This window comes from Xanthomonas sp. NCPPB 3005 (assembly GCF_041228095.2).
In the GTDB taxonomy this organism is placed as follows: Bacteria; Pseudomonadota; Gammaproteobacteria; order Xanthomonadales; family Xanthomonadaceae; genus Xanthomonas_A; species Xanthomonas_A bonasiae.
This window is the reverse complement of the sequence record NZ_CP166096.2, coordinates 5,223,080-5,236,349: the sequence shown is the minus strand read 5'-3', so window position 1 is coordinate 5,236,349 and position 13,270 is coordinate 5,223,080. Positions and strand designations below refer to the sequence as shown.

At 67.9% G+C, this 13,270-nt stretch carries 12 protein-coding genes and 1 pseudogene; 8 read left to right on the top strand and 5 right to left on the bottom strand.

The genetic code is table 11. The features are described from left to right. The first annotated feature begins 16 nt into the window (after positions 1-16). The 3 genes from AB8810_RS22720 to AB8810_RS22710 all read left to right on the top strand — a co-directional run bounded on the left by AB8810_RS22720 (position 17) and on the right by AB8810_RS22710 (position 4,454). On the top strand, positions 17-475 hold the full coding sequence (locus AB8810_RS22720) for a DUF4279 domain-containing protein (RefSeq protein ID WP_369914981.1): 459 nt from the start codon (positions 17-19) through the stop codon (positions 473-475). Between the two features lie 64 nt (positions 476-539). Further along, a complete protein-coding gene (locus AB8810_RS22715; RefSeq protein ID WP_179569790.1) occupies positions 540-881 on the top strand; it encodes a hypothetical protein in 342 nt (113 codons plus the stop codon). A 483-nt stretch (positions 882-1,364) separates the two neighbouring features. Further along, positions 1,365-4,454 carry a glycosyl hydrolase 115 family protein gene (locus tag AB8810_RS22710; RefSeq protein ID WP_369914980.1) on the top strand — a complete coding sequence of 1,030 codons (3,090 nt, stop codon included), beginning with the start codon at positions 1,365-1,367 and terminating at the stop codon, positions 4,452-4,454. A 120-nt stretch (positions 4,455-4,574) separates the two neighbouring features. Here the strand turns inward: AB8810_RS22710 and AB8810_RS22705 are convergent, their stop codons facing one another. Next, a complete protein-coding gene (locus tag AB8810_RS22705) occupies positions 4,575-5,918 on the bottom strand; it encodes a hypothetical protein (protein ID WP_179569786.1) in 1,344 nt (447 codons plus the stop codon). Positions 5,919-6,097: 179 nt separating this feature from the next. Here AB8810_RS22705 and AB8810_RS22700 point away from each other — a divergent pair, with 179 nt between their 5' ends. Then, on the top strand, positions 6,098-6,256 hold the full coding sequence (locus AB8810_RS22700) for a hypothetical protein (protein ID WP_369914979.1): 159 nt from the start codon (positions 6,098-6,100) through the stop codon (positions 6,254-6,256). A 324-nt stretch (positions 6,257-6,580) separates the two neighbouring features. On the opposite strand, the pseudogene AB8810_RS22695 reads toward AB8810_RS22700, so the two are convergent. After that, a pseudogene (locus tag AB8810_RS22695) lies at positions 6,581-6,696 on the bottom strand (DUF6065 family protein); the annotation flags it as partial. Positions 6,697-6,827: 131 nt separating this feature from the next. Between AB8810_RS22695 and chrA the strand changes: the two are divergent. The 3 genes from chrA (at position 6,828) to AB8810_RS22680 (ending at position 9,248) form a co-directional block, all read left to right on the top strand. Continuing rightward, positions 6,828-8,057: a chromate transporter gene (chrA, locus tag AB8810_RS22690; protein WP_191825996.1), complete on the top strand. Its 1,230-nt coding sequence runs from the start codon at positions 6,828-6,830 to the stop codon at positions 8,055-8,057. 86 nt (positions 8,058-8,143) lie between these two features. Beyond that, complete coding sequence (locus AB8810_RS22685; RefSeq protein ID WP_369914978.1) at positions 8,144-8,707, top strand: excalibur calcium-binding domain-containing protein; 564 nt, start codon at positions 8,144-8,146, stop codon at positions 8,705-8,707. 124 nt (positions 8,708-8,831) lie between these two features. Further along, positions 8,832-9,248, top strand: a complete 417-nt coding sequence (locus AB8810_RS22680; protein ID WP_369914977.1) for a hypothetical protein — start codon at positions 8,832-8,834, stop codon at positions 9,246-9,248. 174 nt (positions 9,249-9,422) lie between these two features. Here the strand turns inward: AB8810_RS22680 and AB8810_RS22675 are convergent, their stop codons facing one another. Together AB8810_RS22675 and AB8810_RS22670 are read right to left on the bottom strand one after the other, a co-directional pair. Then, positions 9,423-10,190 carry a DUF6065 family protein gene (locus AB8810_RS22675; protein WP_369914976.1) on the bottom strand — a complete coding sequence of 256 codons (768 nt, stop codon included), beginning with the start codon at positions 10,188-10,190 and terminating at the stop codon, positions 9,423-9,425. 200 nt (positions 10,191-10,390) lie between these two features. After that, entirely contained in the window at positions 10,391-12,400 is a 2,010-nt protein-coding gene (locus AB8810_RS22670) for an acetyl-CoA carboxylase biotin carboxylase subunit (RefSeq protein WP_369914975.1), read from the bottom strand. Positions 12,401-12,513: 113 nt separating this feature from the next. Here AB8810_RS22670 and AB8810_RS22665 point away from each other — a divergent pair, with 113 nt between their 5' ends. Then, positions 12,514-12,756 carry a hypothetical protein gene (locus tag AB8810_RS22665; protein ID WP_369914974.1) on the top strand — a complete coding sequence of 81 codons (243 nt, stop codon included), beginning with the start codon at positions 12,514-12,516 and terminating at the stop codon, positions 12,754-12,756. 260 nt (positions 12,757-13,016) lie between these two features. Here the strand turns inward: AB8810_RS22665 and AB8810_RS22660 are convergent, their stop codons facing one another. After that, entirely contained in the window at positions 13,017-13,202 is a 186-nt protein-coding gene (locus AB8810_RS22660) for a hypothetical protein (RefSeq protein ID WP_369914973.1), read from the bottom strand. Positions 13,203-13,270 lie beyond the last annotated feature (68 nt).

Sequence of the window (13,270 nt, the reverse complement as noted above, 5' to 3'; positions counted from 1 at the left end):
ATGCGCGATACTGGCAATGCCGCCGCTGCAATGCGGCCCAGGGGTCGCTCGCAGGCAGATGGGAATCGCTGAGTCTTCGATCGTTTCGTTCCGGGTCTTCGGAGATGATCTCGTGCCCGCCGAGGTGACCGCACTGTTGCAGTGCGAGCCGACCCGGGCGTTCGCAAAAGGCGATGTGCGTATCGGCAAGAAGACCGGAAACCGTTACGTGGAAAAGACCGGGCGTTGGAGCGTGTCTGCTGCCGATCGGCACCCCGAAGACATCTCTGCCCAGATTGCCGAAATCCTCGGCAAGTTGAGTGCCGATCCGGCGGTCTGGGATCTGCTCGCGTCACGGTTCACGCTCGATATCTTCTGCGGCGTCTTCATGGGGTCGTCGAATGATGGGCTCGAATTCAGTCCGGGCGTGCTCGGGGAGCTCTCCAAACGTGGCATCTCGCTGTGCTTGGACATCTATGACAAGTCCGAAGACTGATATGGCTTGCATGAGCGCCTGCACGCCAGCGCCGCCTAGCGGCGTAACGCGATAGGGGATTGCGATGGAGACTGCAGAAAAATTCTTTCCCCACTATTTGATTGCTCATGCGTGCTTCGAATGCCGCAAGAGTTTCAAGATCGCTCCGCGGCCGGGCTATTCTGCGGTGTGCCCGAATTGCGCCGGCGAGATCCATGAGATGGGACGCTCGTTCAAGGCGCCACGCGCCAAGGACACAGAGCAGTGGGCGAAGGTCCAGGCGCTCTACGAGGCTGGCTTCCGCTTCTCCAGCTACCGCAGCACGTCTGGACCAGCGCTGCCCGACAGGCTCGCGCAAGTGCCGGCATTCCTCAGAGACAATCCGGCACATCCATTGCGTGTGGCAGCGCCGCGCAACGCGCGTTAGGCGCCCTGATGCGCCGTAAAGTGCCGCAAGACATCGCAAACGAACTCTGCCAGATGATGGCTGGTTGGCGCATGGAAAAGACGGTCATGCATAGCGCCGGTCACAGTCCGACGCTGTGGATAGCGGGTGAGTTGAACGCATGGTTGGAGCACAGGCTGAGCGCCGAGACGATCGACCGTAACCAACTGATGCACGCCAAGCTCGAACTCCGGTATGAGACGAGCCGCATAAGAACGGATCGGAGAAGGTCGTCTCGTTCGACTTCGCGTGTCGTTCGTCGCCCCCAACTGACGAAGTGGAGTACCGCGGAAGCCTCGTCGAACGCCACGCCTATTACCAGCGCGTTGCGTCTGCTCCATCTTCCAGGCGAGTGATTGGCGGCGCCGCTTAGCGGGCATCCATCCAGCGCAGCTGCATGCTGCTGCGCAGCAACTCGGGTGCGATTTTCCCTGCCATGCCACGGTTGAAGGGCGTGCACTGCATTTGTGTTGCGAACTGGACGATTCCCTGCCTATCGTCCTGCCTGGTGCGGGTCGCTGCAGGGGAGCGCGCCAGTGCCGCTCCAACGAGGCCCGAAGACGGCATTGCCGCTGGATGTCGCTGGTTCTTTCACTCCATTCGCCACTCGAATCGCATCCCATGACCGAATCGAATTCCTCCTTCCTCCTCTCGCGCCGCGACTTCCTGGTCGGCGCCGGGAGCGCGGCGATCTTCGCCTCGCCGCTGCGCGCCATGGTCATTTTTGATAGCGCTAACAACGCGTTTCGGCTCGCGGGCGACGGGGGCGTCGCGCCGATCCAGGTGGACGTGCAGGATTTCCCTGGCGTGGCCAGGGCGGCGCGCGATCTCGCCGAGGACATCGGCCGCGTGTTCGGAACGCCTGCCGCGCTCGTGAACGAAAAGAGCCGGCTCGATCGCCGGGCCGTACTGATCGGCACGCTCGGCAAAAGTGCGGTCGTCGATGCGCTGGTCGCCGACGGCAAGCTCGATGCCGCGCCGATCCTCGGGCAGTGGGAGTCCTACACGCTGCAGACCGTGGCCGATCCGATGCCTGGCGTGGCCGAAGCGCTGGTGATCGCCGGCAGCGACAAGCGTGGCACCATCTACGGCATCTATGCGCTGTCCGAACAGATCGGCGTGTCGCCCTGGTACTGGTGGGCGGACGTGCCGGTTCGGCGGCGTCCGGCGATCTCGATCCGGCGCGGCACGCATTTCGAAGGGCCGCCGGCGGTGAAGTATCGCGGCGTGTTCCTCAACGACGAGCAGCCGTGTCTGGGCAAGTGGACCACCGAGAAGTTCGGCGGGATGAATTCCAAGTTCTACGCACGCCTGTTCGAGGTGCTGCTGCGCTTGCGTGCGAACTACCTGTGGCCGGCGATGTGGGACAACGCGTTCGCGCAGGACGATGCGGACAACGCCCGGCTCGCCGACGAATACGGCATCGTCATGGGCACCTCGCACCACGAGCCGATGATGCGCGCGCACAAGGAGTGGACCGACCACCGCACGCAATACGGCAACGGCGAATGGAACTACGCCACCAACAATGAGGCGTTGCAGACCTTCTTCCGCGAAGGCATCGCACGCAACCGCTCGCACGAGGTGCTGGTGACGGTGGGCATGCGCGGCGACGGCGACGTGGCCATGGCCAGCGCCGGCGATCTGCAGGCCGATCTGCGCCTGCTCGAAACCATCATCGCCGATCAGCGCAAGATTCTCGCCGCGGAACTAGGTGCCGATGCGAGCCAGGTCCCGCAGCTGTGGGCGCTGTTCACCGAGGTGCAGAAGTTCTACGACGCCGGCCTGAAGGTGCCGGACGACGTGACCTTGCTGTTCACCGACGACAACGTCGGCAATCTGCGCCGGCTGCCGAAACCCGACGAGCGCCAGCGCGCCGGCGGCTCCGGCATCTACTACCACATGGACATGAACGGCGGGCCGTTCTCGTACAAGTGGCTCAACAGCAATCCGCTGCCGAAGATCTGGGAGCAGATGACCCTGGCGCACCGCTATGGCGCCAACCGGATCTGGATCGCCAACGTCGGCGATTTCAAGCCGTTGGAGATCCCGATCGAGTTCTTCCTGCGGCTGGCCTGGAATCCGGACGCGATCACCAAGGACGATGTCGCCGGCTGGACGCAGCGCTGGGCGAGCAGGGAATTCGGCGCCGAGCACGCCGTGCAGATCGCGGACATCGTCGCCAAATACGCCAAGTACAACGCCTGGCGCAAGCCGGAACTGGTGAAGCCGGAGACCTTCAGCCTGCTGCACTACCGCGAGGCCGAGCGCGTGCTGGACGCCTGGGCCACGCTGGTGGCGCAGGCCGAAAGGATCCAGTCGCGGTTGCCGGCGGATGCGCACGACGCGTATTACCAGTTGGTGCTGCATCCGGTGAAGGCCTGCGCGACGGCGACGGAATTGAACATCGCCGCGGCGCGCAATGCGTTCTACGCGCAACAGGGCCGGGCGAGCGCGAACGCCGAGGCCGACTACGTGCGGCAGTTGTTCCAGCGCGACCGCGAACTGACCGAGTACTACAACACGCGCCTGGCGGGCGGCAAGTGGAACCACCTGATGGACCAGGTGCATCTGGGCTACTTCGACTGGTACTCGCCGCCGGCGAACATCATGCCAGCCGTGACGACGCTGCGGATCGAAGACACCGCCGATTATGCGGTGGCAGTCGAAGGTGCGGTGCCGGGCTGGCCGGGCTACTGGCTCGACCCGGAGCTGCCGATGTTCGACAGCCTGTGCCGGCAGCGGCACTACGTCGACGTGTTTCCGCGCGGCGCGCGCCCGATCGCGTTCGAGGTGGCCGCGGCCGAGCCGTGGATCGTGATCGCCGAGGGCAAGCCGTTCGGCGTAGGACGCCACGATCGGCGCTTCTGGGTCGAGATCGATTGGGACCAGGCCGGCGTCGGCGAGCAGGCCGGGACGATCGTCGTGACCGGCGCGCAAAAGACGCAGACGATTCACGTCAAGGCGATCAAGGCCTCCGCGGCGCAGCGGCGCGAAGCGCGTGGCGCATTCGGCGGCTTGCAAGGGCCGATCGCGATCGCCGCCGACGCGTTCGAACGCAACGTCGATGCCGGCGGCGTGCGCTGGGAGCGCATCCCCGACTACGGCCGCGCACGCGCCGCCATGTCGGTCTTTCCCGTCACCGCGGCCTCGTTCTCCGACCCGCGCACTGCGCCGCGCCTGGAGTATCCGGTCTATCTGGCCAAGGCCGGCCGTTACGACATCGATCTGATCACCAACCCGACGCTCAACGTGAACACGGCGCACCAGCTGAGCGTGGCCGTGGCCTTCGACGATCAGCCGCCGCAGGTCATCAGCGTGTTCACGCCGGAGCAGCGCGTGTCGCAGGATTTCCTGGGCGAGGCGTTCTACGAGAACGCCAGGAACAATGCGCGCACCCTGACCGCCTCGCAGTCCGTGTCCACTGCGGGGCGGCATGTGCTGAAGATCATGATGGTCGATCCGACCATGGTCGTGCAGAAGATCGTGATCCGCAGCGCGCCGTTGCCGAACTCCTACTTCGGCCCGCCGGAGGTCCCGGCGCATCCAGGTTGAGCCGCTGACATTTGCGCGCCTGAACCATCATCGGGCCAGCGCATCGCGGTTCGCTTTCTACCGCCGCATGCCGGGCAGGGCAATGCGCCCCGCCCGACATACAAACGGAGCGCGCCGGGACTATTCCAGCTCCTGGTTGTCCACGCCGCGTTCGACCGGGTAGACCGTCGCTGGCGGGGTGGTGGAGCGCATCAGTTTCAGCGGCAGCGCGCTCTGCTGGCAGAGGTTGCCGCCGCTGACGAACACGCCGTCCTGGGTGCACTTCCAGTCGTAGAAGTTGGCGATGCCGCCGGCCAGCTGCAGGCTGAAGTCGGTGCTCTGGGCCGCCGCGTCGAACGGCGTGCCGGCCGCGTTGTTCTGGAACCAGCGCATCCATTCCTTGGAACCGACCGGCGGGATCTTGCTGGCCGCCTGGAAGGTCGGGTTCATCGGCGAGAGTTGCGGCGACTCGGCGGTCATGTGGCAGCTCAGGCAGGAACTGATGGGATTGTCGACCGGGCCGTTGAGGCGGCCGTTCCAGCCCAGGTGGGTCGCCGGCAGTTCGGGCCGGGCGTTGATCGCCGACTGCAGGATGCCGGGATTGATCCGGGTCTGGGTCGGCTGCTTGTTGGTGTAGTCGTTGCCGGTATTCTGCGGGTCGTTGCCCCACATCACCCCGACCGGGACCAGGTTCTGCCAGCCGGGCTTGCCGCTGACCGCGCCGTTGTACTGGAACGTGCCGAAGATCCAGCCGGTGCCGGGAATGCGCCGGTCGCGCACGGCGAAGTCCATCTGGATCAGGGCCACCTGCTTGAGCGTTCTGTCCGCCGAGCTGAAACTGTTGGTGACGTACGCCGTCCACAGCACCGGGTTCTGCAGGAACGGCACCTGACTCCTGTCCACGTCGGCGAACAGCGCCTTGCACACCACGGTGCCGTCGCGGAAGCTGTTCGGCTTGGAGGTGAAACTGGGATCGGGATTCTGCGGATCCTTCCACACCTGGCCGAAGGTATAGGCGCCGATGTCGTTGTAGATGCCCACCGCGAAGGTCTGCCCGGTGGTGAGCTGGGTCGGTGCCAGCTGCTTCACCTGGATCTGCGCTTCCTTGGTGAGGCCGTGCACGCCTTCGCGGCCGAGCGGCCCGTAGTGCTGCCACGGTGCGTGGTACCAACGCCGGACCTTGTTGTTCTGCACGTACCAGTCGCTTTCCACGTTGCCTTCCAGGCAATAGGTCTTCACCGCGTCCACGTAGCCGCGCCAGGTCTCGAAATTGTTGCTCAGCGGCTTGGGCAACTTCTGGAAGAACGCCGGCGGCGGCCCGCTGGGCGCTTGCTGCGGAAAGTCCTGGCTGAGCTGGAACAGCGGGCCCTTGTAGGTCTGTGGCGGCGCGTAGCCGAAGTCGGGAAACTTGCCGGCGGTCGCGGTGCCGCTGGCGAGCGCCAGCGCGGCTGCAGCGGCGATGATGCGCAGATGAGGCAGGTGCATGGTGTACTCCCTGTTGTGTGCGTCGGTCCCACGCGGACGTGGCCTGCGTGCTGGGTGTGTCCGGACTCTCCCCGGCCCCGGACCGGCCACACGACCACGCCGACGGCACGGTCGAGAATGCAGAGGCCCGTTGCGCGAGGACGGACCTTGCGCCGGGCGCGCCGGCCCGGGGTGCGGGCATGCACGCCCGCAACCGCGGCGACGGCTGTGTCGAGACAGACTGGTTCGGGCAGCCGCACACCGGCGCGGCGCGTACGCGCCTGGCCGCGGCGATGGACAGCGCCCTGCGACGCTGCGCTTACGGGATCGAAGAAGAAATATCCATGTCGCTCTCCTGACCGGCGGGTGAAGGCAACTGCTGTGTGATCGTCCCAGGTGCGTCGAGCGCAGGGGGAACGCGCCAGCGTGGCAGGCAGCATCGGGGGACGAATGCTGCGGGGCGGGCGGTGACGCTGCCGCGCGGGTGCCAGGTGACGCGTCAGATGCTGCGTGCGCGGCTATCGCGCGATCCGCAGCGTTGCTCGACGCGTTCGACTCTAGCCGATCGCCCCGGCACAAGTAGTAGACAGTTGTGCTGCCGCGCAGGCGCTGGGATGCGTACCGCAACCCGGGTCGGGAGTGCGCTCGGGCATGGCTGCACGCCGGGAAGTCGTTCGTCTGCCTCGCCAGCGCGGCTCGGTCTCGTTGGTACTAGCCGTTGCGCCGGGAAGAAGCGGCAGAACGGTTCGCCGGCGTCGAAACGCACGCGTCCGGGGCGGGCGAACTGCCAGTTCAGTGTAGATGCGAACGCGCTTTGGCAGTGCCCAGCCGGCCGGCATGGATCGTTCGCGGTCCCAGGCAGCGGCGGTCGCACTACCCTGGCAGAATCGGCCTGCGCCATCGTCGGCGCTGCGCGGAGGGGGACGCCGCATGTCTGCTGCTGAGCAGCCGCCAATATCCGTGCCGGGACGCAGCAGGGAAGTGCTGGGGGTGTTCTTGCGCCTGGGGCTGACCAGTTTCGGCGGCCCGCTCGCGCACCTGGGCTATTTTCGCGAGGAATTCGTGCGCCGCCGCGGCTGGCTGGACGAATCGGGCTTCGCGCAATTGCTGTCGCTGTGCCAGGTGCTGCCCGGCCCGACCAGCAGCCAGCTCGGCGTCGCGATCGGCTGGCAGCGCGCGGGCTGGCGCGGGGCGTTGGCGGCGTTCGTGGGCTTCACCCTGCCGTCGGCGCTGCTGCTGTTCGCGCTGGCGCTGTCTGCGCCGCGATGGCTGCTGCATCCGCTCGGCGCGGACGTGCTGCACGGGCTCAAGCTGGTCGCGGTGGTGGTGGTCGCGCATGGCGTGTACGCGATGGCGCGCACGCTGACGCCGGACCTGCTGCGGGTGCTGCTGGCGGTGGCGGCCGCGGCCCTGGTGCTTGCGCTCGACCGTGCCTGGGGCCAGCCGCTGGTGATCGGACTGGGGGCACTGGCCGGGATCGCCTGGTGCCGGCCGCCGTCGGTGCCGATGGCGGCGGCCACGCCGCGGCGCTGGCGCCGCGATGTGGGGGTGTGCTGTGCGCTGGCGTTCGGCGGCCTGCTGCTGGCGGCGCTGTGGATCTCTTCACGCCATGCCGCGATGCCGACGCCGGTGCCGCTCGCCGCGGCGTTCTACCGTGCCGGGGCGCTGGTATTCGGTGGCGGCCACGTGGTGCTGCCGTTGCTGCAGCGCGAACTGGTCGCCAGTGGGTGGATGTCCGCGGACACCTTCCTCGCCGGCTACGGCGCGGCACAGGCGATGCCGGGTCCGATGTTCGCGCTGGCCGCCTATCTGGGGGCCAGCGCCGGGAGCGGCATCGTCCCGGGGGCAGCGGCGATGCTGGCGCTGGCGGCGTTGTTCGCGCCGGGCCTGCTGGCCCTGGGCGCGGCGTTGCCGCTGTGGCAGGCGCTGGCCGGGCGTGGATCGGTGGCGCGGGCGCTGGCCGGCATCAACGCCGTGGTCGTCGGCGTACTGGCCGCGGCGCTGTACGACCCGCTATGGCGCGACGGCATCCGCAGCCCGCCGGATCTGCTGGTGGTGGCGCTGGGGCTGGTGTTGATGGCACGCCTGCAGCGCCCGGCGCTGTGGGTCGTGGCATGGTGTGCGGCGGCGACGCTCGGCCTCGGCGCGTTGGGGCGCTAGGCGCCGTTGGCGATGGCCGCAACCGGGCATCGCCCACGTTATTGTCGGCGGTAGACAGGAATACGGGTTCGCTTCGAGGTGGTCCCATGCGCACGCACGGAACGTTGATCAAGTGGGACGATGAGCGGGGTTTCGGCTTCGTGCGCTCGGCGCATGGCGATGCCGAGATATTCGTGCACATCGCGGCGTTCCCGCGCGACGGCGTGCATCCGCGGCTCGGCGAGCTGATTTCGTTCGACCTGGAACAGGACGCGGAAGGACGGCCGCGCGCGGTGCGGGTGATGCGCCCCGGACGCGCGCCGACCACGCCGGCGCGCCGCGCCGCGGCTGACGCCCATTCCGGCAGCGCGTTCGGCCGCGTGCTGGCCGTGCTGCTGGTGATCGGCATTGGTGCCTATGCGTATTCGCTGCTCGCACCGCGCTTCGCTGCCACGCCAGCGCCGGGCACAGGCGTGGCACCAGCCACACCCGCTGCGCCCGGCGTCCCCGCCGCCGCGTCATCCGGGCAGCGCTTCCAGTGCGATGGACGCACCCACTGCGCGCAGATGACCTCGTGCGAGGAGGCGATCTATTTCCTGCGCAATTGTCCCGGCGTGCAGATGGACGGCAACCACGACGGCGTGCCATGCGAGCGGCAGTGGTGTCGCTAGCGTGAAACGGATGCGGCCTGTGCTGCGGCGCGCGTCTGCGGACAGCAGCGTTGACGCATACGCTTGCGCGCCCACACACTCGCCGCGGCCACTGCGGCGCCCGCGCCACGACTAGGAAGATGGAATGAGTTACGACCTGGCGGTATTCAACATGGATGCGGCACCGCGAGAGCGCGAGCAGTTCCTGGCCTGGTACGACACCCAGACCGAATGGAGCGAGGAGCACGGCTACGACGATCCGGCAGTGAGTTCGGCGCCGCTGCGCGCATGGTACCTGGACATGGTCGCTGCGTTTCCGCCGATGAACGGCCCGCTGGCCGCGGACGACGTCGACAAGGAACCTGGACGTGCCACCGACTACAGCGTCGGCCGTTCGCTCATCTATGCGGCATTCGCCTGGTCGCAGGCGCAGGACGCGTACGCCACCGTGTTCGGCCTGGCCGCCAAGCATGGCGTGGGCTTCTTCGATGCCAGTTCCGAGTTGGGCGAAGTCTGGTGGCCGGATGGCCAGGGCGCGCTCATGCTTGCCCATGCGGAGTAGCCGCTTCGTTGCGACCGTTCAACACCCGTTGCAGGGTGCGTTCTTCCCGCTGGACACTTCTGGCCGGCGTTGCGCCCTTCTTTTTTTGCCGGTCCAGGCTGCGCATCCAGGCGCGGCCTCTGCACGGATCGCCGCGCCGCTGGAGGTTTCCGGAGAGCCGCTTGGTGCGCGGCGTCATTCCGGTGCTGGCTGGCCCGGCTGTGGATCCTCGTGCTGCGCACGGGTGAACGGCGCCAGCCGCAACTTGACCCGATGCTCGACGCCCGCCGGGCACTGCCGCGGCGCCGGTCCGCGGAAATAGCTGCGCTGCCAGCCTGCGCGTTTGGCCTCTGGATCGTCTTGCTTTAGGTCGTGCAGGAACTGGCCGCGGCTGCGCATCCAGGCCTGATAGTCGCGCTCCAGTTCCGGGGTCTGCGACAGCGGCTGCCAGCGCGGTTCGGTCTCGGCCAGCACCCGCCGCTGCACCGGGAAGAAGTGGCAGAACGGTTCGCCGGCGTCGAAGCGCACGCGTCCGGGGCGGGTGAACTGCCAGTTCATGGTGAAGGTGTAGGGACTCCAGTCGGTCTCGATCAGGCCGGTCAACCCGGCGATGCCGTCCTTGGGCCGGTTGACCGGCGCGGTCACGTACAGGTCCATGCCCGGCTCGGTGCGGAACAGGCAGGGCACGTGGAAGGTGAGCACGCCGTAGCCGAAATGGCTGACCGCCGGCGCGTGGCTGCCGGCGTCGGGGTGGAGGCGGATGGCGTCGAGCGCGTTGCCGCCGTTCCATTCGGCCTCGAACCCGCTCTGGCACAGCAGTTCCCAGCCGTGCGCGTTGGCGATGTCCAGCGGCAGGCAGCGGTAGGCGTAGCGCTGGTCGGTGCGGTCCATCCACGGCCGCTCGCGCGGCGCCGGGCGCACGTCGAGGGTGTGGCCGTCGAGAACGTGGGCGGTGAGCTTCATGGCGGCGGGCTTGGCTGAGGGCGTGCGCCGAGTGTGACGCGTCGGCGCCGGCATGGCGACCGTGCGCGGCTGCCGAAGTGCGCTCGCTGCGGCCGGTCGCGCACGATCGCAACCGAGCGCGATCGTGCGCGCTCGATGGCGCGCCGCAATTGGTGGCGGATTTTGCGGGCGTGCGCGATGCCCGGCGCGCGGGCCCGTGCTCAGTCCGCCTCGAACTCCAGCAGCGCCACGCCGTCGCCGACCAGCTCGCCTTCGCGCACGCGGTAGCCGTGCACCACGCCATCGGCAGGGGCCTGCAGGGTGTGCTCCATCTTCATCGCCTCCAGCACCAGCAGCGGCGTGCCGCGGGCCACGCGGGTGCCGGGCGCGACCAGCAGCGCGACGACGCGGCCGGGCATCGGCGCGATCAGCCCGCCGGCATCGGCGATCGGCTGGTCGGCCTCGGCGACCGGGTCGTGCAGGTCGAACAGGTGCGCCTGGCCAGCCACGAACAGATGCAGGCGGCTACCGGCGAACACCGCGTCGGCGCGCACGCGCTGTCCATCGAGCTGTGCCTGCAGGCGTTGCTCCTGCAGGCTGCCGGCGGCGAGGAGCACGGCATCGGTGGCGCTGTCGTGGATGCGCCAACCGGCGTCGGTCGCCGCTGCGCGCAGCGTGCGGCGCGTCTCGCCCTGCTGCAGGATCAGGTTGCGCGGCGCGGGTTCGCCCAGGCGCCAGCCGTCGCGCAGGTCCCAGGGCGAATGCGGGTCGCCCGGCTGCGCGGCGTCGGCGCGCGCGTGCAGCAGCCAGGCCAGCGCGGCCAGGGTCCAGGTTGGCTCGGCGGTGGCCGGCGCGGTGTCGAACAGCGCCGCATGCTCGCGCTCGATCAGTGCGGTATCCAGATCGGCCTGTGCGAACGCCGTGGTGCCGATCAGGCGCTGCAGGAACGCGGCATTGGTGGCCACGCCGACCACCTGGCACGCCGCCAGCGCCGCCTGCATGCGCCGCAGCGCGCGTTCGCGGGTCTCGTCCCAGACGATCAGCTTGGCGATCATCGGGTCGTAGTGCGGGCCGATGACGTCGCCCTGTTCGACGCCGGCATCGACGCGGGTATGTGCGTCGGCCGCCGGCAGGCGCAGATGCTGCAGCGTGCCGGTCGAGGGCAGGAAGCCGCGCGCCGGATCCTCGGCATACAGCCGCGCCTCCAGCGCATGGCCGCGGATCGCCAGTTCGTGCTGGCGCTTGGGCAGCGGCTGGCCGGCGGCCACGCGCAGCTGCCACTCCACCAGGTCGGTGCCGGTGATGCACTCGGTGACCGGATGTTCCACCTGCAGCCGTGTGTTCATTTCCATGAAGTAGAACGCGCCGTCGGGCGCGACGATGAACTCCACCGTGCCGGCGCCGACATAGCCGACCGCGCGTGCGGCCTCCACCGCCGCCTGGCCCATCGCGGCACGGCGTTCGCCGCGCATGCCCGGCGCCGGCGCTTCCTCCAGCACCTTCTGGTGGCGGCGCTGCACCGAGCAATCGCGTTCGAACAGGTAGGCCAGTTCGCCATGCGTGTCGCCGAACACCTGGATCTCGATATGCCGCGGACGCAGCACGTATTTCTCCACCAGGACATGCGCGTTGCCGAACGCGGCCTGGGCTTCGCGCTGGCAGGCGGCCAGGGCGGCGACGAAGTCCTCGCTGCGGTCGACCCGGCGCATGCCCTTGCCGCCGCCGCCGGCGCTGGCCTTGATCAGCACCGGATAACCGATGGCGTCGGCCTGTTCGCGCAGGAACTCCGGCTCCTGGCGGTCGCCGTGGTAGCCCGGGGTCAGCGGCACGCCGGCGGCGTGCATCAGCGCCTTGGCCGCGCTCTTGTCGCCCATGGCGCGGATCGCCGCCGGCGGCGGCCCGATGAACACGATGCCGCGTGCGGCGCAGGCCTCGGCGAAGTCGGCGTTCTCCGAGAGGAAGCCGTAGCCGGGGTGGATCGCCTGGGCGCCGCTGGCCAGGGCTGCGTCGAGGATGCGTTCGCCGCGCAGGTAGCTGTCGCGTGCGGGCGCGGCGCCGATGTGGATCGCCTCGTCGGCCAGGCGCACGTGGCGGGCGTCGCGGTCGGCATCGGAGTAGACGGCGACGCTGGCGATACCGAGTGTGCGGCAGGTGGCGATCACCCGGCAGGCGATCTCGCCGCGGTTGGCGATCAGGATCTTGTCGAACATCGGCAGGTCGGGCGTGGCCATGGTCAGTTGCCTGGAAAAGGGGTGTCGTGTCTTGCTGTTGCTGTTGCTGTTGCTGTTGCTGTTGCCGTTGCCATTGCTTTTGACTTACCGGGTTCCCTTCCGAAGCGGCGGCCATGGCGGGGAAAAACCCCGAAGGGGCGGCGCACAAGGATGTGCGCCGTTCGCGGCAGGGGCAGGATGCCCCTTCCGCGAATCCCCGGTATGGACGCGGACCCGGAGCGCGCAGCGCGGAGGGCGCTAGGCAGGGCGCGCTTTCTTTTGGTTACTTTTCTTTGCGCGAGCAAAGAAAAGTGACTCGCCGCAAGGCGAAAGCCTTTGCCTTTGCCTTTGCCTTGGTTCTGGCATTGAGATTTTGAAGCTTTGGAGATTGAAGCTTTGAAGCAAGAGCAAGAGCTTCCGCTGGCGCGGGTCACTTTTCTTTGCTTGTGCAAAGAAAAGTAACCAAAAGAAAGCACACCCCGCAGCGCGCCCTCCGCGCTGCGCGCTCCGGGTCCGCAGCCCCAACGGGCATTTTTCGATGGCACATCCATGTGCCAACGAAAAACGTCGCGCATCCTGCGCGCCGCCCTTCGGGTATTCGCCCGCTGGGGCTGCCGCGCTGAGGGGACCCCGTAGATCAAAAGCAAAGCAAAAGCGACAGCAACAGAAGCAACGGCAGAAGCAACAGCAACGGCAACAGCAAAAGCAAAAGCGGAAGCAACAGCAGAGGCAACAGCAGAGGCAACAGCAGAGGCAACAGCAGAGGCAACAGCAGAGGCAACAGCAGAGGCAACAGCAGAGGCAACAGCAGAGGCAACAGCAACAGCGGAGCTGTCGGCCACGGTCGGTGGGACGACCGACCGCGATGCGTGCAAAGCAGGGCGGTCGCGC

Excerpts from the sequence above, each read along its gene's own strand:
- AB8810_RS22720 (WP_369914981.1), top strand. The coding sequence starts at position 17 with ATGCCGCCGCTGCAATGCGGCCCAGGGGTCGCTCGCAGGCAGATGGGA.
- AB8810_RS22715 (WP_179569790.1), top strand. The coding sequence starts at position 540 with ATGGAGACTGCAGAAAAATTCTTTCCCCACTATTTGATTGCTCATGCG.
- AB8810_RS22705 (WP_179569786.1), bottom strand. The coding sequence starts at position 5,918 with ATGCACCTGCCTCATCTGCGCATCATCGCCGCTGCAGCCGCGCTGGCG.
- AB8810_RS22700 (WP_369914979.1), top strand. The coding sequence starts at position 6,098 with ATGCACGCCCGCAACCGCGGCGACGGCTGTGTCGAGACAGACTGGTTC.
- chrA (WP_191825996.1), top strand. The coding sequence starts at position 6,828 with ATGTCTGCTGCTGAGCAGCCGCCAATATCCGTGCCGGGACGCAGCAGG.
- AB8810_RS22685 (WP_369914978.1), top strand. The coding sequence starts at position 8,144 with ATGCGCACGCACGGAACGTTGATCAAGTGGGACGATGAGCGGGGTTTC.
- AB8810_RS22680 (WP_369914977.1), top strand. The coding sequence starts at position 8,832 with ATGAGTTACGACCTGGCGGTATTCAACATGGATGCGGCACCGCGAGAG.
- AB8810_RS22675 (WP_369914976.1), bottom strand. The coding sequence starts at position 10,190 with ATGAAGCTCACCGCCCACGTTCTCGACGGCCACACCCTCGACGTGCGC.
- AB8810_RS22670 (WP_369914975.1), bottom strand. The coding sequence starts at position 12,400 with ATGGCCACGCCCGACCTGCCGATGTTCGACAAGATCCTGATCGCCAAC.
- AB8810_RS22665 (WP_369914974.1), top strand. The coding sequence starts at position 12,514 with ATGGCGGGGAAAAACCCCGAAGGGGCGGCGCACAAGGATGTGCGCCGT.